Source organism: Pseudomonas asuensis (assembly GCF_014646755.1).
GTDB lineage: Bacteria > Pseudomonadota > Gammaproteobacteria > Pseudomonadales > Pseudomonadaceae > Chryseomonas > Chryseomonas asuensis.
Map to the genome: position 1 here is coordinate 1 of NZ_BMNW01000002.1, position 17,293 is coordinate 17,293.

Annotated in this window: 16 protein-coding genes and 1 pseudogene; 7 read left to right on the forward strand and 10 right to left on the reverse strand. The window is 51.0% G+C overall.

From position 1 onward, the window contains the following. Window positions 1-248: 248 nt before the first annotated feature. A complete protein-coding gene (locus IEX86_RS03925; protein ID WP_188864791.1) occupies window positions 249-497 on the forward strand; it encodes a hypothetical protein in 249 nt (82 codons plus the stop codon). 428 nt (window positions 498-925) lie between these two features. Here IEX86_RS03925 and IEX86_RS03930 read toward each other — a convergent pair whose 3' ends face one another. Both IEX86_RS03930 and queD read right to left on the reverse strand, forming a co-directional pair. Further along, the gene (locus tag IEX86_RS03930; RefSeq protein WP_188864792.1) at window positions 926-2,395 is read right to left on the reverse strand and encodes an inorganic phosphate transporter; all 1,470 of its coding nucleotides are present in this window, start codon (window positions 2,393-2,395) and stop codon (window positions 926-928) included. Between the two features lie 84 nt (window positions 2,396-2,479). Beyond that, window positions 2,480-2,836 carry a 6-carboxytetrahydropterin synthase QueD gene (gene queD, locus IEX86_RS03935; RefSeq protein WP_188864793.1) on the reverse strand — a complete coding sequence of 119 codons (357 nt, stop codon included), beginning with the start codon at window positions 2,834-2,836 and terminating at the stop codon, window positions 2,480-2,482. Between the two features lie 331 nt (window positions 2,837-3,167). Between queD and IEX86_RS03940 the strand changes: the two genes are divergently transcribed. Beyond that, window positions 3,168-3,785, forward strand: coding sequence for a hypothetical protein (locus tag IEX86_RS03940; protein ID WP_229685248.1), 618 nt, complete (start codon window positions 3,168-3,170; stop codon window positions 3,783-3,785). Here the strand turns inward: IEX86_RS03940 and IEX86_RS03945 are convergent, their stop codons facing one another. The 3 genes from IEX86_RS03945 to IEX86_RS03955 form a co-directional block, all read right to left on the reverse strand. Next, window positions 3,786-5,621, reverse strand: coding sequence for an ABC transporter ATP-binding protein (locus tag IEX86_RS03945; RefSeq protein WP_188864795.1), 1,836 nt, complete (start codon window positions 5,619-5,621; stop codon window positions 3,786-3,788). 120 nt (window positions 5,622-5,741) lie between these two features. Then, window positions 5,742-6,293 (reverse strand): peptidylprolyl isomerase, encoded by a 552-nt coding sequence (locus tag IEX86_RS03950; protein WP_188864796.1) that lies wholly within the window; start codon window positions 6,291-6,293, stop codon window positions 5,742-5,744. A 62-nt stretch (window positions 6,294-6,355) separates the two neighbouring features. After that, a complete protein-coding gene (locus IEX86_RS03955; protein ID WP_188864797.1) occupies window positions 6,356-7,255 on the reverse strand; it encodes a PA3225 family LysR-type transcriptional regulator in 900 nt (299 codons plus the stop codon). 155 nt (window positions 7,256-7,410) lie between these two features. On the opposite strand from IEX86_RS03955, the gene IEX86_RS03960 reads away from it, so the two are divergent. The 3 genes from IEX86_RS03960 to rarD all read left to right on the forward strand — a co-directional run bounded on the left by IEX86_RS03960 (window position 7,411) and on the right by rarD (window position 9,939). Further along, window positions 7,411-8,019 carry an FMN-dependent NADH-azoreductase gene (locus IEX86_RS03960; protein WP_188864798.1) on the forward strand — a complete coding sequence of 203 codons (609 nt, stop codon included), beginning with the start codon at window positions 7,411-7,413 and terminating at the stop codon, window positions 8,017-8,019. A gap of 160 nt (window positions 8,020-8,179) precedes the next feature. Continuing rightward, on the forward strand, window positions 8,180-9,037 hold the full coding sequence (locus IEX86_RS03965) for a carboxylate/amino acid/amine transporter (protein ID WP_188864799.1): 858 nt from the start codon (window positions 8,180-8,182) through the stop codon (window positions 9,035-9,037). After that, the gene (rarD, locus tag IEX86_RS03970) at window positions 9,034-9,939 is read left to right on the forward strand and encodes an EamA family transporter RarD (RefSeq protein WP_188864800.1); all 906 of its coding nucleotides are present in this window, start codon (window positions 9,034-9,036) and stop codon (window positions 9,937-9,939) included. Before IEX86_RS03965 ends, rarD begins: the two co-directional genes overlap by 4 nt. Before the next feature lie 5 nt (window positions 9,940-9,944). Here the strand turns inward: rarD and IEX86_RS24940 are convergent. The 5 genes and pseudogenes from IEX86_RS24940 to puuE all read right to left on the reverse strand — a co-directional run. Further along, window positions 9,945-10,223 (reverse strand): annotated as a pseudogene (locus tag IEX86_RS24940) (urate hydroxylase PuuD); the annotation flags it as partial. A gap of 262 nt (window positions 10,224-10,485) precedes the next feature. Next, window positions 10,486-10,992 carry an ureidoglycolate lyase gene (locus IEX86_RS03980; RefSeq protein ID WP_188864802.1) on the reverse strand — a complete coding sequence of 169 codons (507 nt, stop codon included), beginning with the start codon at window positions 10,990-10,992 and terminating at the stop codon, window positions 10,486-10,488. Between the two features lie 2 nt (window positions 10,993-10,994). Then, complete coding sequence (gene alc / locus IEX86_RS03985) at window positions 10,995-11,996, reverse strand: allantoicase (protein WP_188864803.1); 1,002 nt, start codon at window positions 11,994-11,996, stop codon at window positions 10,995-10,997. A 7-nt stretch (window positions 11,997-12,003) separates the two neighbouring features. Continuing rightward, a complete protein-coding gene (gene uraD, locus IEX86_RS03990; RefSeq protein WP_188864804.1) occupies window positions 12,004-12,519 on the reverse strand; it encodes a 2-oxo-4-hydroxy-4-carboxy-5-ureidoimidazoline decarboxylase in 516 nt (171 codons plus the stop codon). Further along, window positions 12,516-13,436 (reverse strand): allantoinase PuuE, encoded by a 921-nt coding sequence (puuE, locus tag IEX86_RS03995; protein ID WP_188864805.1) that lies wholly within the window; start codon window positions 13,434-13,436, stop codon window positions 12,516-12,518. The genes uraD and puuE overlap by 4 nt, the downstream gene beginning before the upstream one ends. A 177-nt stretch (window positions 13,437-13,613) precedes the next feature. On the opposite strand from puuE, the gene uraH reads away from it, so the two are divergent. Both uraH and fdnG read left to right on the forward strand, forming a co-directional pair. Then, window positions 13,614-13,964, forward strand: coding sequence for a hydroxyisourate hydrolase (uraH, locus tag IEX86_RS04000; RefSeq protein WP_188864806.1), 351 nt, complete (start codon window positions 13,614-13,616; stop codon window positions 13,962-13,964). Window positions 13,965-14,214: 250 nt separating this feature from the next. Further along, entirely contained in the window at window positions 14,215-17,283 is a 3,069-nt protein-coding gene (gene fdnG / locus IEX86_RS04005) for a formate dehydrogenase-N subunit alpha (protein ID WP_188865315.1), read from the forward strand. Window positions 17,284-17,293: the final 10 nt, after the last annotated feature.

Consider the following 17,293-nt stretch of genomic DNA (forward strand, 5'->3'; position numbering starts at 1 on the left):
TGATCCCTTTTCATCGTCAAGCACCTATACCCAAAACCCTCAGGCCAACAGGCCCGGGGGTTTTGCTTTGCGCGCATGAAAAGGCCGTGGGCAGCTGCTTATTCGCTACCACTAGTCTCTCCGCCTGGCTTAGTAAAAGCGACTATAGGGCTTGGAGCTGAAACCTTTGAGGTTTCCCGATAGAACGCAACGAACTCCTGTGAGTTTAGCTACTCAACTAGATATCAAGCACTACACAAGGTGATTTTATGTTTGCAGCTATTGGCTCCGGCTTTGTTGTGGGAGAAGTTCCTGGCTTTGCTTTCCAAGTAAAAGGGGATTCAAAAGAGGCAGTTGCTGAGCAACTAACAGGTTGGCTAAATGGACTTGTCACCTCTCATGTCAAAATCTTTGAAAAGCCTGTGTCTCAAGACTCTTTAATCACTTTAAAAGGGATGATCGAAAGAGAGTTTGATAGTAAGGCAGACATAGTACCTTTGTTAATCAGTTCGCTATAAAAGCTATGAGCTAATAAAAAACCGACTCAGAAGTCGGTTTTTTATTAGCTCATGCATGAAAGGAGCGGGCTTTTGGGGATAGATTCAGAAGATGCTGGGGCGGTTTTGAGCCTGTAGGCTCAATCGTCTTCGGCTTATCCAGTTCTGTATGCAGATGTTTATGATGGCGTGGAGATCGACTTATTCTAAGCATCGCCCATAACATCGTACCGGCTAGCGCAAACCATCCGATAATTAATAACACTATATAGGCTGCTGGGCTCATAGCGTCACCATACTGCTTAAACTATTGATATCCCCTAAGGGGCTATATCTATAGAGACCTGTTAAAGCAAGAGATGTTTAAATCTTCTATGGGAATTCGACGAGCAGTCGTTTGCCCTAGCTGACTAGCTAAAGTACAGCTAGTCAGCTAGGGCATCAACTTCTTAACCAATAAATTGATTGGATAACCAGAAAAGAGCGGCTGAGAGGAACATTGAGGCAGGCAAGGTCAAGATCCAAGCCAAAAGGATGTTGCGTACAGTTCCGCCTTGAAGGCCGCTGCGGTTGGCAATCATTGTGCCTGCTACACCGGACGACAAAACGTGTGTCGTAGATACGGGAAGGCTATAAACATTGGCGGCGCCAATGGCAAGCACAGCAGTAAATTGCGCGCTAACGCCTTGGGCATATGTCATGCCTTGGCGGCCTATTTTTTCACCTACAGTCAAGACAACACGTTTCCAGCCCACCATAGTTCCAATGCCCAAGGCCAACGCTACTGCAATAATTACCCAGAAGGGAGCATATTCTGTCGTGCTGGTCAGGTCCTTGCGCAGTCGATTTAGATCTTCAACATCACGGCTTTCTAGCACAGGAAGCTTGCTGATCTTTTTTGCAGAGTCATCTAGGCAAAGTAAATATCGACGTACTTGAGTCCGTTGATCTACCGTCATGGTGCGATAGTCAGTTACGCCATTTAGATTGCTTAACAATGCATTTAGGGTAGGGATTGTAAGTCTGGTTTCACAACTGAACTCTTCAGGAAGGTCACGGTTGCCTGTTGTGTAATCCAGATATTCTTTCAGTACGGTTGATTGACGTTCATAAAATTGACCGAGATGAATGGCAGCATCACGAGTGCGCTCAATTTGATAAGTAGTGCTGGTAAGGTCCAGTACAAATTTACCAGGCACAATGCCAATTAGCACCAGCATGATAAGGCCTATGCCTTTTTGGCCATCATTAGAGCCATGGACAAAGCTCATGCCCATAGCTGAAATCACTAGCATCAAGCGGTTCCAGAAAGGCGGATGCTTTTTCGCATCCATTTCACGACGTTGCTCAGGCGTCTTGTGCATCTTGGAGCGAGGGCGCCAACGCTTAAGGCCTATGAGGATAGCACCCGCTAGTACGAAGCCTGCGATAGGTGAGGCGATCAGCGATAGACCGATATCGATCACTTTTTGCCAGTTAACACCTTCACTTAAGGGAATGCCGGTAATAAATGAATTAGCAAGGCCGACGCCTAGAATGGAACCTATCAACGTATGAGAACTGGAAGCTGGTATGCCGAAATACCATGTGCCTAGGTTCCAGGTAATGGCGGCAGCTAAAAGTGAAAAGACCATGGCAAGGCCATGACCCGTATTTACGTTAATAAGCAGGTCAACAGGCAAAAGGTGAACAATGGCGTAGGCTACACCTACACCACCAAATAGAACGCCTAAGAAATTAAATATGCCTGAAAACATAACCGCCAAGTGAGGCGGCATTGCTTTTGTGTAAATAACCGTCGCGACCGCGTTCGCGGTGTCATGGAAGCCGTTAATAAATTCAAATGTCAGCACGAAAGCCAGGGCAAGAACCAGACTGATGCCTACCCAGACATCCAGCCCGCTGAAGAGATCGAACATATCGTTTCATCGACAGTTGAAAGGCAGCAATTATGTCAGAAAGCAGCCAGACAACTGACCCCTTGTGTAATAAATGGGTAATATTCAGTCGCCGCGGTATTCGCAGCCGCTGGTGCAGGTCTCGTGAACACGGACCCGAGAGAGTTCGGGTAATTGTGTTTTCAGCTCACGCCAAATCCAGATTGCCAAGTTTTCACTGGTTGGGTTCTCTAAGCCTTGAATATCGTTCAGATAGTAATGATCGAGCCTCTCATAGATAGGCTTGAAGATTGCTTTAATATCAGCGAAATCCCGTAGCCATCCCGTGTGGGGGTCGACGGGCCCCTCAAGGTAGATAGCTACTTTGAAGGAGTGCCCATGCAGGCGCCCACACTTATGTCCCTCTGGAACATTAGGTAGGAAATGGGCCGCTTCGAAGGTGAATTCTTTAAAAATTTCCACGTAATCAGCTCGAACTACCGCGACATGCGGTTCTGATGGGCGCGGAGTTTAACAGTTTCGTCATAATTTTTTCGACTTCTCACACTTTATATCCCACTTCGCCGACTGACTGCGTATATGGAAAGGTGTGCTTAGGCGTTATTGGTTCATCTTAGACGAATACGAGCGCTGTAGTGATGTGGCTAGAAAGAGGGCAAAATGTGAGAGGATGCCTATTGATAGATATTCGAAGCCGGTATGACTTCTTTAAAATTGCTGTGTGGTGAGAGCAAGCAGGGTAGGCTCACATCTTTAATTATGTAAGAGGGTTCCCGTGGTAAAAAGCGTATCAATGCAGTCGCCAACCAAGCCCACATTCTGGGTACTTATTTCATTTGCTGCAGTACTTGTACTACTAGCAGTTCTCGGCAATCAGCTTGGGTGGGGACTGATCCACATTGGATATGACTCCGTATTGCTGCCTAATGGGTTAGAGACAGGTATACGCGGATATGTCATTAATGGCCTGACGTCCTTGCTCTTTGCATTGGCACTTACTACTGCTGTTACTGCCGCCTTTATAAAGGCGGGTGGGCGTTATCGCACGCGATTGCCTGTGCCTGTCACAGCATTAATCATATGGCTGCTCTTCAACGTTTTGCTGGTAATTTTCTATCCTTCAGCTCTTGAGGTGCAAGTCAGGCACTACAGGGGTCCTGCATTCATCGATTTCTTTTCCCTAAAAGATCGAAAGGGAAGCTTTCAAGGTACTGCTGACAAAAGCCAGATGCTCACGTATTACCAAGACTGTGCTGCCCGCAGCGAGCAATGTCCTGTGTATGAGTGCGTGACTGATAGGCAATGGTGGTTTGGTGGCTTTGAGAAGATCAATGGTTTCTATCCTGGGCTGGATACTGAAAACCAGAAGAGACTGCTTGATCAGTATTGTCAAACAGCCTCATTGAAGTAGTCAGCTTTCTCCTACGAAGCCGCCTGTCTGGTGTTGCCACAGGCGGGCATAAAGCCCCCCGCTAGCAATTAACTCTTCGTGGGTGCCGGTTTCGACAATCCGGCCCTTGTCCATGACTACGAGTCGGTCCATGCGTGCAATGGTAGAAAGGCGGTGGGCAATAGCTATCACCGTTTTGCCTTGCATGAGTATTTCGAGGCTTTCCTGAATAGCAGCCTCGACCTCTGAATCTAGAGCTGATGTCGCTTCGTCCAAGAGAAGAATAGGGGCGTCTCTAAGTAAGGTACGCGCAATGGCGATGCGCTGGCGTTGTCCGCCGGATAACTTGACTCCACGCTCTCCTACTTGAGCATCGAATCCCGTTCGCCCTTGAGCATCGGTTAGCAATGGGATGAATTCGTCTGCTCTGGCCCTATGCACTGCTGCCTGAATTTCCTCATCCGTTGCGTTTGGGCGGCCATAGGTCAAGTTCTCGCGAATCGAGCGATGAAGCAGTGACGTATCTTGGGTGACAACGCCAATATTACTGCGCAGACTTTCTTGAGTGATCTGAGCAATATCTTGTCCATCTATCAGGATTTGCCCCTTCTCTAAGTCATATAGACGAAGAAGAACATTGACCAACGTGGATTTTCCCGCGCCAGAAGGTCCAACCAAGCCTATTTTCTCTCCAGGTTTTACTTCCAGATTAAGGTCTTCAATAACACCACGGCTTTTACCATAGTGAAAAGCAACGTTTTGAAAATGAATACCGCCTTGTTCAATCTTGAGGGGTTGGGCGTTATTGGGGTCAATGACAGTACGAGGCCGAGAAATTGTTTCCAGCCCATCCTGGACCATGCCTATATTTTCGAAGATGCCGTTTATCACCCACATGATCCAGCCAGACATGTTGTTGATGCGGATAACCAGGCCTGTGGAAAGTGCAATTGCTCCAACTGAAATAAGCCCTTTGTGCCAGAGCCATAGAGCAAGGCCTGTCGTACCTGCAATCAGCAACCCATTTAGCAAGGAAATAGTGACGCCCATGGCTGTAATCAGGCGGGACGCATAGCGGGCTTTGTCTGTCTGTTCTGCCATGGCTTCACGTGCATAGTCCTCCTCTTGTCGGGTATGCGCAAAGAGCTTGAGCGTCAGGATGTTTGTGTAGCCATCAACGATTCGTCCAGATAGCTTTGAGCGCGCTTCTGATGAAATAACGGATCGCTCTTTGGTCTTCGGTACGAAGTACCAGAGGGTAATGATGTACGCAATAATCCAAAGAATTAGAGGCACCATAAGCCAGGCGTCAGCCTGGGCAAAAAGAAACAGAGCACTGCCGGCATAGATCAATACATGCCAGATAGCATCGACTGCCTGAACAGCCGATTCCCGTAGTGAGGCTCCTGTTTGCATAATGCGGTTGGCAATACGACCTGCAAAATCGTTGTGGAAGAAGCTAAGGCTCTGCTTCAGTACATAACGATGGTTTTGCCAGCGAATCAGTGTTGTCAAACTCGGTGTAATAGTCTGGTGGACCAGCAGGTCATGCAGGCTGATAAAGATTGGCCGTAGCAGTAATGTAACGACCGCCATCCAGATAAGCTCTGAGCCATGCTCCTGAAAAAAGACTGTGCTGTTGGCAGAGCCTTGGGCCATGTCAACGATTCGCCCTAGAAAGCTGAATAGTGCCACTTCAATAAGCGAGCCGATGAGGCCTACTACTAATAGAAAGAGAAAAGCAGGCCAGACCTGCTTAAGGTAGTGAATATAAAATTGCGTTACGTTACTGGGCGGGGTTTCATCGGACGTTGGCTTGAAGGGGTCGATGACATTTTCAAACAGGCGAAAAACCATATGCGCTCTCGTTGCCGTTCAGTGTTTGCGGGAAGCCGCACTGTTTCAAGCCTGTTTTAGCAAGGCGCGCGACGATTCGCCTGGAGGGCGTATGTCACGCTGCCTTAATTGAAAGCAGGCTTACGATCTTTTGGCCGCAAGGATCAGAATCGGTTCGCGCGGAACGTTTTGGAGCATGCCTTTGTTGACAGTCGATACGCCGGCAATCTTGTCTACTACATCCATACCACGCGTCACTTTTCCAAATACTGCATAGCCAAAATCGCGTTGGCCATGATCAAGAAAGGCATTATCTGCAACATTGACGAAGAACTGGCTGGTGGCTGAGTTGACGGCCGCAGTACGTGCCATTGAGACGGTGCCGCGAGTGTTTTTTAGGTCATTATCCGCTTCGTTGCGGATAGGTGCTTGCGTATCTTTCTGCTGCATGTCCTGAGTGAAACCACCGCCCTGAATCATGAAGCCCGGAATGACACGATGGAAAATGGTGCCGTTATAAAAGCCTGAATCTATATAGGAAAGAAAGTTTTGTACGCTAACCGGTGCTTTCTGAGCATCCAGCTCCAGCTCGATTTCGCCTTGGTTGGTTGTAAGCACCACATGAGGGTTTTCAGCGGCCCAGGCAGAGGATGCAAGTAAAAGGGTGGCAGCAGTAAAGAAAGCTTTAAGCATGGGTATTCCTTATAGGTGAGTGGCTTGCTAATTAGCGTAGCGTGATAATGCTTGGGCGCTCATCAAGATTGACCTTGCCCTGTACCTTGTTTTTTGATGAGTTCGACCAAAATTTGGGAAGCAGGGCCTAGCGAGCGTTCTCGACTCTGATACATATAGAAAGGGTGGAAGCGGTTGCCTCCTTGAGTAAGTGATAAGGGCTTCAATGTGCCCTCATTGATTTCACGCTCAATAGTGTGACGTGGTAGCCAGGCGAAACCCAGACCGTTACGAACAAATGTGGCAGCGGTTGCAAGGCTCCCGACCGTCCAACGCTGCTCCGCTCCCAGCCAGCCGGCGTCCCTAGGCTGGGTACGTCCAGAGTCTCGAATGACGATTTGCATCTGAGCCTCAAGATCCTGAAAGGTCAGTTCACGCTGTAATCGGTGCAGGGGGTGGTCGGGATGAGCGACCGCAATAAACTCGACTGTACCCAGACCGGCACCAAGATGGGCTGCGATATTTAGGCCGCTGATAGCAAGGTCGGCCTTGCCTTCAAGCAGAGCTTCCTCTACGCCGGAGAGAACTTCTTCCCGCAAGCGTACTCTGCAGCCACGACTTTGCGGCATGAACTCAGTCAGTGCGCTGACCAGCCTGGCGGTAGGGTAGGCTGCGTCGACAACCAGCCGCACCTCTGCTTCCCAGCCTTGCTCCATATGATGAGCAAGCTCTTCCAGTTGGCTGGCTTGCTTGACCAGCTGGCGTGAGCGTCGTAGCAAGACATCTCCGGCTTCGGTCAGGACAGCCTTGCGACCTTCAATGCGAAGCAATGGAACTCCTAGCTGCTCCTGCATACGCGCTACGGTATAGCTGATAGATGATTGAGAGCGATGCAACGCTTCTGCAGCTTGTGCGAAACCACCGTGATCGACTACTGACTGGAGGGTGCGCCACTGATCCAGCGTAACTCGGGGAGCCTTCATAACTATTCCTTAGCAAATCGGCCAGTAGCAACGCTACGATAAAGCGTCTGTTCTATCAATATAGTTGATCATGACTAGCTATAAATTCCGTTTTTATATCGACTGACTTGTTATTAAGCTGTATGCATTCTCCCACTACAAAGGAAGCCAGCATAATGTCTCAAGTTCTCGTGATTGAAAGCAGTGCTCGTAAAGAAGGTTCGATTTCTCGCCAGATTACCGCTGAGTTCATTGAAGCGTGGCAGCATAAACATCCAGAAGACAAGATATCGGTACGCGATGTTGCCGTTGATGTTGTTCCTCACCTGGATGAAAACCTTCTAGCCGGTTGGATGAGCCCAGCCGAGACGCATTCCGAGGCACAGAAGTCAGCACTGGCGCGTTCTAACGAGCTGACCCAAGAGCTGCTGGCAGCCGATGTTCTCGTACTGGCCGCACCAATGTACAACTTTGCTATCCCAAGCACATTGAAAGCCTGGCTGGACCATGTGTTACGCGCAGGCGTTACGTTCAAGTATACCGAGCAAGGTCCCCAGGGGCTTCTCACAGGTAAGCGAGCGTATATTCTGACGGCACGCGGTGGTGTTTACACTGGAAGCCCTGCCAATACCTTTGATCACCAAGAGCCTTACTTACGCCAAGTGCTGGGCTTCATTGGTATTACCGACGTGTCCTTCATTCATGTGGAAGGCGTTGCTATGGGACCAGAAGCCATGACCAAAGGATTGGAGCTGGCAAAGGCTCAGTTGGCTGAAGCCATCTGAGTTGGAACGTGTTGCTTTGTATTGAGCCTCCTTTGGGAGGCTTTTTTCGTTTGGGTTTTGATGGCGCTTAGCACTTCGTATATCGCGATAAGGCGGATGAAAGACTTTTCGGGTGCCGAAAAGCGCGCTACTGTCGAGCACCTTTTGTTGAGTCGTCGTTATGCCGTATCTCTTGTCTGTCACAGTACTTTGGGCGTTTTCCTTCAGCCTGATAGGAGAATACCTGGCTGGCAAGGTCGATAGTGATTTTGCCGTGCTGGTCAGGGTGCTACTGGCTGCTATTGTGTTCCTGCCCTTTACCCGATGGCGGGGTGTCTCGCCGCGGTTTATTGCAGGGTTAATGGTGGCTGGCGCATTTCAGTTCGGTATTACTTACCTATGCCTGTATCGCAGCTTTACCGTATTGACGGTACCGGAAGTATTGCTTTTCACGGTTCTTACGCCGATTTATGTGACGCTACTGGATGATGCAATATCTCGCCGTTTCAATCCTTGGTCGTTAGTCGCAGCCGTGGTCGCGGTTCTAGGTGCCATCGTGATTCGCTTTGAGCGGCTCGAAGGCGAGTATCTACTTGGGTTTCTATTGCTGCAGTTAGCCAACCTGACCTTTGCAGCAGGACAGGTCCTCTGTAAATGCCTGGTACAGCGACATCCTTCCGATATTCCTTTGTATCGTCGATTTGGACATTTTTTCCTAGGTGCCTTGTTGATTGCGCTGCCTTCATTCCTGTTGTTTGGCAACCCGGGGCGAATGCCCCAAACAGCTATGCAATGGGGCGTATTGTTCTGGATGGGATTGTTTGCCACTGCGCTGGGCATGTACTGGTGGACGATCGGCTCAACCCGGGTCAACGGAGGCACATTGGCAATTTTGAACGAATTGCATGTACCTGCCGGTCTAATCGTTAACATTCTTATCTGGAACCGAGACGTAGATCTTGCTCGGCTGCTATTAGGTGGTGGGGTTATCGTGGCTTCTTTGATGATCAATCGTTTGGGACGCGGGACATTCACATGACTTTGTCTGGCCGGGGTATGGCGTTATCGGTGCTTTCTTCCGTACTGTTTGCCGTGATGCCGGTGTACTTCAATTACTTGGAGCCACTGGACGGTATGCAGGTTTTGACGCAGCGTATCTTGTGGTCGATTCCCATGGTGTTGCTGCTTCTGGTACTGACACGGCAGGGCGCCATGTTGCGACAGGCTCTTGCTCGATTGCTTCGTGAGCCTCGGCTGATTCTAGCCCTGATAGGCAGCACCTTACTGGTTGGATCGCAATGGGGTGTGTTTGTCTGGGCAACCATGACGGGTCATACCCTGGATATAACACTGGGCTATTTTCTGTTGCCTCTGGTGATGGTCATCGTTGGCCGCATGTTTTATGGCGAAGAAATGAGACCCCTGTATCGCGTAGCCGTTGTGTTCGCCTTGATAGGGGTAATTCATGAGTGGTGGGCTACAGGTGCTTTCTCTTGGGTTACCCTGGTGTCGGCCCTTGGGTATCCGCCTTACTTCATGCTAAGGCGCTGGATGAAAATCGATGCGCTGTCAGGTTTTATCCTCGAAATGCTGTGCATGGCGCCTTTAGCTATTGTGCTGCTTTATCTTTTCAGCCCTGCATCAGCGTTGCAACTGGCGCCAAGCCTATGGATTCTGCTGCCTGGTCTTGGGCTATTGAGCGCCGTGGCCTTTGGCGCAATGATGGCTGCAAGTCGGCTATTGCCGATGGGGCTGTTCGGTATCCTTAGTTACATCGAGCCCGCTTTGCTCGTCTTTGTTGCAATCTTGCTATTGGACGAAGCCTTTGTCTCTTCCCAGCTCTGGACGTATGGGCCTATTTGGATTGCCGTACTGCTGGTTTGCCTGGACAGCGCTCGTCTACTCAAGAAGCAGTTGCGTCGAGGCCTGGAAAACGTCTGAAGGCCTTAGCGGGCGCTGTGAAGCCGAGACACCCAGTGCCCTATCAAATCTCGCTCAGCTTGAGTCATCTGGGTGACGTTACCTAAAGGCATAGCGCTTGAGTCTACGGCCTGTTGCTTGATACGGGGCGCCATTTGCCGAATCTGATCGGGCGTGTCCAGCAAAACGGCAGCCGGGGCCTCGCTAAATAAAGGACTGGTCGGCCGGTTGGAATGACAGACTGTACAGCGCTCGCGAATAACACGTTCTACCTGGGCAAACTCGCCTGTTCCGGCGGGTGCTGGCCGTTGCGGCTGTGCTGTAGCGTAAATGCTGCCTGGGTTTTCAGCAGGCTGATGCGTTTGTGGAGAATGTGATATGGGAGGTGTCTGTTCTTTGCCAAACCATAGGAAGAGGCCCAGTATCACGAGCGTAAGTCCTGAGCCAAACAGCATCCATTTAAGTTTTTGCATAACACAATCACTTGCAAAAGTGGCCAGTATAGCCAGGCTGGGTGTCTGCGGGATGACAGCCAGCCGAGCATATATCGACTGGCTAATGCTGCTATTAGCGGTCTAGCTTTAGCCAGAGTTCTACTTCATCAGCAAAGTAGTGCTCATCACAGTTATTTCCTGTCCCGCTTCGGTCAACGATCAGAAAGTCATCAATGGCTGAGAGTGCCAGTACAGGGTGATGCCAGACGCCGCGGTGATAATTGATCCCTTGCTCACCGTTGGTGATAAAGGCTTGGACATCCTCGGGGCTGGGCGTCTCGCCTGGGGGAGCGACTACAACCAGAAAAGGTTTACCTTTGAGAGGAACAAACGCCTGGCTTCCTAAAGGATGACGTTCCAGCATACAAATGCGTAAAGGTAGTTCTAATGCTTGGGCGCGAAAGATGCTGATGATGGCTTTGCCGTCTTCAGGCCCTGTATCAACATCGGTCAAACGGTGAAAGCGCTGAGTTGAGCCATTATTGATCAGGTAATGGTTACGTCCATCAGTCTCGATCACATCGCCGAATGGAGCAAACGCTTCCTGGGTAAGAGGATGCAGTGTGAGTGTCTGGCGCATAGTCATTTCCTGGCTATTCGACCAAACAGGCGCAAGCGACTGACTCCGCCGTCAGGAAAGATGTTCAGGCGCACATGGGTAATCGGACCCAGTGAGTTGAGCTCCTCGTTAAATTCATGTTCCTGATGCATCTGCAACTTTTGCGAGGGCAGCAGCTCACGCCAGTAGAGGCTTTGGGTTTCGATCTGATTGTCAGTACCGCCTTGAACATAGGCGGCCTGGATAGAGCAGCTGTCTGGATAATTACCCTTGAAGTGCAGTGTATCGACTACGATGCGCTCGATTTCTCCAGGGTGGCCAAGGGCGACAATGACCCAGTCATTCCCTGGTGTGCGACGGCGAGCGGTTTCCCAGCCATCAGACATATTTTCAGCCCGACCAGGGTTCAGAATATTACTCATGCGGCCATAGTGCTCGTCATTGCATGCTAGCGCGCGTCCGCCATTGAGTGCAGCAGCGAGATCAAGCAATTCAGCCGTGTCTTGCTGAGACCAATCACGATGGGGAATGCCATAGACGCGTAGACGAGCTACGCCACCGTCCGGATAAATATTCAGACGCAGGTGTGTCCATGGACGTTCGTCGTCAAGGGTGTGGTAGTGATGACTATTACCCTGCAGCTCCACGGCTGGCAGCACTTCAACCCACTGTGCGCTGGCGTCTGGATCACCAAGCGGGGAGAAGCAGGCTTCAAGAGACGCAGAGGGTGGATAATTTCCAGTGAAATAGCGAGTATCGATGTCGATGCCCTTGATGGAGCCGGGGATACCCAGACGGATTACGGCATGGTCATAGCCCTCGAAGCGCTTACGCCGCGATTCCCAGCCGTCCATCCATTTGCCGTTATCGTCATAGAGGCCTTCCTTCCATTCCGGCTCATGAGGTTGAAGCATTCGATTGGCTTCAGCGAACCAATCATCAGTGACGTGAATGACTCGAGTTCCAAGGCGAGCGTCGGCCAGGTTCAGGTATTTCTCGAACGGAGCGTTGTAGGTTCTTTTCATGGATGACTCACAGTTGCTGAAGTCGAAAGAGGGCGATCTTGTTGATCTCTGAAAGCGCGCAGGCAAATTCTTGTTCAGGCGTATGGTGAATACGCTCTTCGAATGCCTGAATAATCAGGTGACGATTGCTGCCCTTAACGGCCATGATGAACGGAAAGCCAAACGTGGCTTTGTATGCCTCGTTGAGGGCCGTAAATCGCGCAAGCTCCTCCGGCGTGCAGTGATCCAATCCTGCTCCAGCCTGTTCGGCACTGCTTGCACTGGTCAGCTCACCCTTGAGTGCAGCCTTGCCAGCGAGGTCAGGGTGAGCGTTGATGAGTGCTTGTTGCTCTTCGCGACTGGCTTTCAGAAGGACGGCGCTCATACGTGCATGAAGGTTTTCGATCTGATCGATGTCAGTATCGATTCCCTGGGTATATACCCGTTCGGCTACCCAGGGTGAGCACTCGTAGATTTCACCAAATGCCAAAATGAATTCAGCGTGGCCCAGTGTGCTGGGCGTCAGGGTTTGAAAGTAGCTCATGCAGCCGGGTCCATTGGATGGTGTTCATACCAGTGTCGGGCAATATCAACACGACGTGCAAACCAGACATTCGGATGACCTTGCGCATATTCGATAAAGCGCTTGAGGCCTGCCAGGCGCGCCGGGCGGCCTATAAGACGGCAGTGCAGCCCAATGGAAAGCATTTTGGGGGCGGTGGCACCTTCTTCATAGAGAACATCGAAGGCATCCTTTAGGTACTGAAAGAATTGTTCCGACGTATGAAACCCCTGTGCCTGCGTAAAACGCATGTCGTTGGTATCGAGGGTGTAGGGGATAACGAGATGCGGTTTTCCTAAGGGAGATCGTTCCCAGTAGGGGAGGTCATCGTCGTAAGTATCCGAGTCGTAAAGAAACCCACCTTCCTCCATGACTAAGCGGCGAGTGTTGGGGCTGGTACGCCCGGTGTACCAGCCTAACGGGCGTTCGCCTGTAAGCTCAGTCAGCAGGTTGATGGCTCTCTGTATATGCTCACGTTCATCCGCTTCATCCATGTATTGATAGTCTATCCAGCGATAACCGTGACTGCAGATCTCATGTCCGGCCTCAATCATTGTGCGGATAACGTCAGGGTGGCGTTGAGCAGCCATGGCTACGGCAAAGATAGTGAGCGGAATACCATGGCGTTTGAACAGCTCAAGGATGCGCCATACGCCTGAGCGGCTGCCATATTCATAGAGCGACTCCATGCTCATATTACGCACCCCGACAAGCGGCTGTGCCGATACCATTTCGGATAGAAATGCCTCGGACTCCTTATCTCCATGAAGAAGGCATCGCTCTCCACCTTCTTCATAATTAAGCACAAAGGACAGAGCGATACGGGCATTATCTGGCCAGCGGGGATGAGGAGGGGTCTGACCATAGCCAATAAGGTTCCGCGGATAGACGCTATTCACAAATAGGTTCCTTAGCAGAGCTGCCCCAGTAAAAAGAGCTGGGTCTTCCAACGTGTTACCGTGCGGTACGGTTAAGGCTCCTGTAGCAAAAAACCTGCCCGTCCGGTCAGAAAATTGCTCTACCCTGATTTATCGTGTGCACGCATATGATCCAATACCATTACCAGGAGGCTGGCCATGGGCCGATTGACTACTCACGTTCTGGATACTGCGCATGGGTGCCCAGGTACAAACATCTACCTAGAGCTATACCGTGTGGATGATCGAACGAACTGTATCGCTCATACCCGCACCAATAGTGATGGCCGTTGTGAAAAGCCGTTACTGGAAGGGGATGCCTTTGTTCCTGGAGTGTATGAGTTGCTTTTCAAGGTAGGCGATTATTACCGTGAGAAAGGCATAGCATTCTCTGAACCTGCTTTCCTGGACGAGATCGTATTGCGCTTTGGCATCGCCAACAGTGATGACCATTATCATGTGCCCTTACTGGTCTCGCCTTACAGTTACTCTACTTACCGAGGCAGCTAGTGCAGTTGAGCGCACCAATCGAGTGCGGCATTAACGCGTGTGAGCGTTAATAGAGCTTGCCTGTCTCGGAAACCGAAATGCTTCTCGCTACGGTAACGCTTGTCCTAGAGCGGATGAAGAGTATTTCTTGTATAGGCTGCCTTTTGTAACCTTTCGTAAGGAGTTGGAACTTTTTGGGGAACAATTTGGATCGTTTTGCGGACGAAGGGGTGATCCGTGAAAGTTGTGCCTGGAGTAACCCCCCATGTCGATCCGTGTATCGCGAAGAAACTTCTTAAAATTAAGCGCGACCGGGGTGGCAACGTCGAGTATGGCAATGCTGGGCTTTGCGCCCGAGCCTGCTATGGCGTCCATCCGTTATTTTAAACTTACTGCAGCCAAAGTTACCCGTAATACCTGCACCTACTGTTCGGTAGGATGCGGCATGCTGATTTATAGCCGAGGCGATAACAGCATCAATACTGTTGAAGACATTTACCACATCGAGGGCGATCCGGATCATCCGGTAAGCCGTGGTTCTCTGTGTCCTCGTGGTGCTGGCGCGCTTGACTTCGTCAAAAGCGAGTCCCGTCTTTCCCACCCCTCCGTTCGCGAGCCGGGCTCTAATGAATGGAAGCGTATCAGCTGGAATGAAGCGCTGGACCGCATTGCGCGTCATTTGAAGGATGACCGCGATAAGAACTTTGTGACCCGTGACCAGCATGGTCATCTGGTCAACCATTGGACTACGACAGGCTTTCTTGCAGCGTCTGCCACCTCGAATGAGACGGCTTACCTGACTCAGAAAATCGCACGTAGCCTTGGTGTCGTTGTAATGGATAACCAAGCACGCGTTTGACACGGACCGACGGTGGCAGGTCTTGCCCCAACATACGGTCGCGGTGCGATGACGAATTCTTGGACTGATATCCGCAATGCCAATCTGATCCTTTCCATGGGCGGTAACTCGGCTGAGGCGCATCCTGTAGGCTTTCGCTGGGTAATCGAGGCAAAGGAAAAGAACAACGCCAAACTCATTTCAATCGATCCGCGCTTCACCCGTACGGGCGCCGTGGCGGATTACCATGCCTCCATTCGGACAGGCACTGACATCGTGTGGTTGGGCGGTCTGATCAACTATCTGTTGACTACCGACCAGATCAACCATGAGTACGTAAAGGCCTATACCGATGTCGCGATCATCGTAAAAGAGGATTTCGACTTTCATGACGGCTTGTTCTCCGGCTATAAGCAGGACGATATCCGTGCTTATGACAAGTCGAGCTGGAGTTACGAGTTCGATGAAAACGGTATGGTGAAGGAGGACCCAACCCTACAGCATCCCCGCTGCGTTTATCAGCTGATGCGTAAGCACTACAGCCGCTACACCATCGAGAAGGTTGAAAGCGTTTGCGGTATGCCGCGTGATCAAGTCCAGAAAGTCTGGGACATGATTGCCGAGACGGCTGCCGAAAACAAAACCATGACCATTCTCTACGCGCTGGGCTGGACACAGCATTCTGTTGGCGCGCAGATGATTCGTGCCGGCAGTATGGTGCAACTGTTGTTGGGTAACATCGGCATGCTGGGTGGTGGGGTTAATGCCTTGCGTGGGCATTCCAACATTCAGGGCCTGACTGATTTGGGCCTGCTCTCAAACCAGCTTCCTGGCTATATCCGTCTGCCTTCCCATGAAGAGCAGGATTTTGACGGTTATATCGAGCGGCGTGCCAAGCAGCCGTTACGTCCAGGGCAGGTGTCTTATTGGAAATACTTCAAGCGCTTCCATGTCAGCCTTATGAAGTCATGGTATGGCGATGCAGCTACGGCAGAAAACAACTGGTGTTATGACTGGTTGCCAAAGCTTACAGAGCCGTTGTACGACGTTATGCATACCCTTGAGCGTATGCACAATGGCGAGATAACAGGCTACCTGGCGCAAGGCTTCAACTTCCTGGCTTCGTTCCCCAACAAAAACAAGAACGTTGAGGCACTTTCCAAACTCAAGTTCTTGGTAGTGATGGACCCACTGGATATCGAAACCACCGAATTCTGGAAGAATCACGGTGAGTACAACGATGTGGATTCCTCGAAGATCCAGACTGAAGTCTTCCGGCTGCCTACTACATGTTTTGCCGAGGAAAACGGTGCAATCGTCAACAGCTGCCGCTGGCTGCAGTGGCACTGGCGTGCAGCGCCACCACCTGGTGAGGCGCGTCCGGATGTGGCCATCATGGCGGGTATTTTCCATCGCCTGCAGCAGATGTACCGTGACGAGGGCGGAGCGTTTCCTGATCCAATCCTCAACCTGACCTGGCCCTATAGCAATCCCGAGGAGCCTAATCCAGAGGATATTGCTCAGGAGTACAACGGTCGCGCATTGGCTGATCTGCCGAGCGCTGATGGCAAGACCATTACCCATAAGAAGGGCGATCTGCTGGATGACTTTGGTTATCTGACGGATGATGGTCGTACAGCCTGCGGCTGCTGGATCTATTCAGGGGCCTGGACACGAGCCGGGAACATGATGGATCGCCGCGACAACTCCGATCCTTATAATGTAGGGATTACGTTGGGCTGGGCTTGGGCATGGCCGCTTAACCGACGCATCCTGTATAACCGTGCCAGTGCCCGTCCCGATGGAACCTCTTGGGCACCTGAAAAGCGGTTGATCTGGTGGAATGGCGAGCGATGGGCAGGACCGGACATTCCTGACTTCCCGTGGACATCGCCGCCGGAGGCTGGTGCCAGTCCGTTCATTCTCAACCAAGAAGGCGTTGCGCATTTCTTTGGTGGCAGCATGATGGCGGAGGGGCCGTTCCCCGAGCATTACGAGCCTTTCGAGTCGCCGCTCGATTACAACCCGATGCATCCTGATAACCCTGCAGCCAAGAACAACCCTGCTGCCCGGATCTTTGTAAAAGATCGTGAGCAATTGGGCACTAGCAAGGACTTCCCTTACGCCGCGACAACTTACCGGATTACTGAGCATTTCCACTTCTGGACCACTCATGCACGGCTCAATGCCATCGCGCAGCCGGAGAAGTTTGTGGAGATTGGCGAAGACCTGGCAGGTGAACTCGGTATCAAGGCTGGTGATACGGTAAAGGTCACGTCAAAGCGTGGCTTTATCCGTGCCATTGCGGTGGTAACCAAGCGCATCCACAAGCTACAGGTGGAAGGTCGTACGGTGCACCAGATCGGTATTCCTATTCACTGGGGCTTCAAAGGCGTGGCCAGGAAAGGTTTCCTGACCAATACCCTGACTCCAGTGGTGGGCGATGCCAACACGCAGACGCCTGAGTTCAAGTCGTTCCTAGTGAACGTCGAGAAGGTATGAGGACGCGATA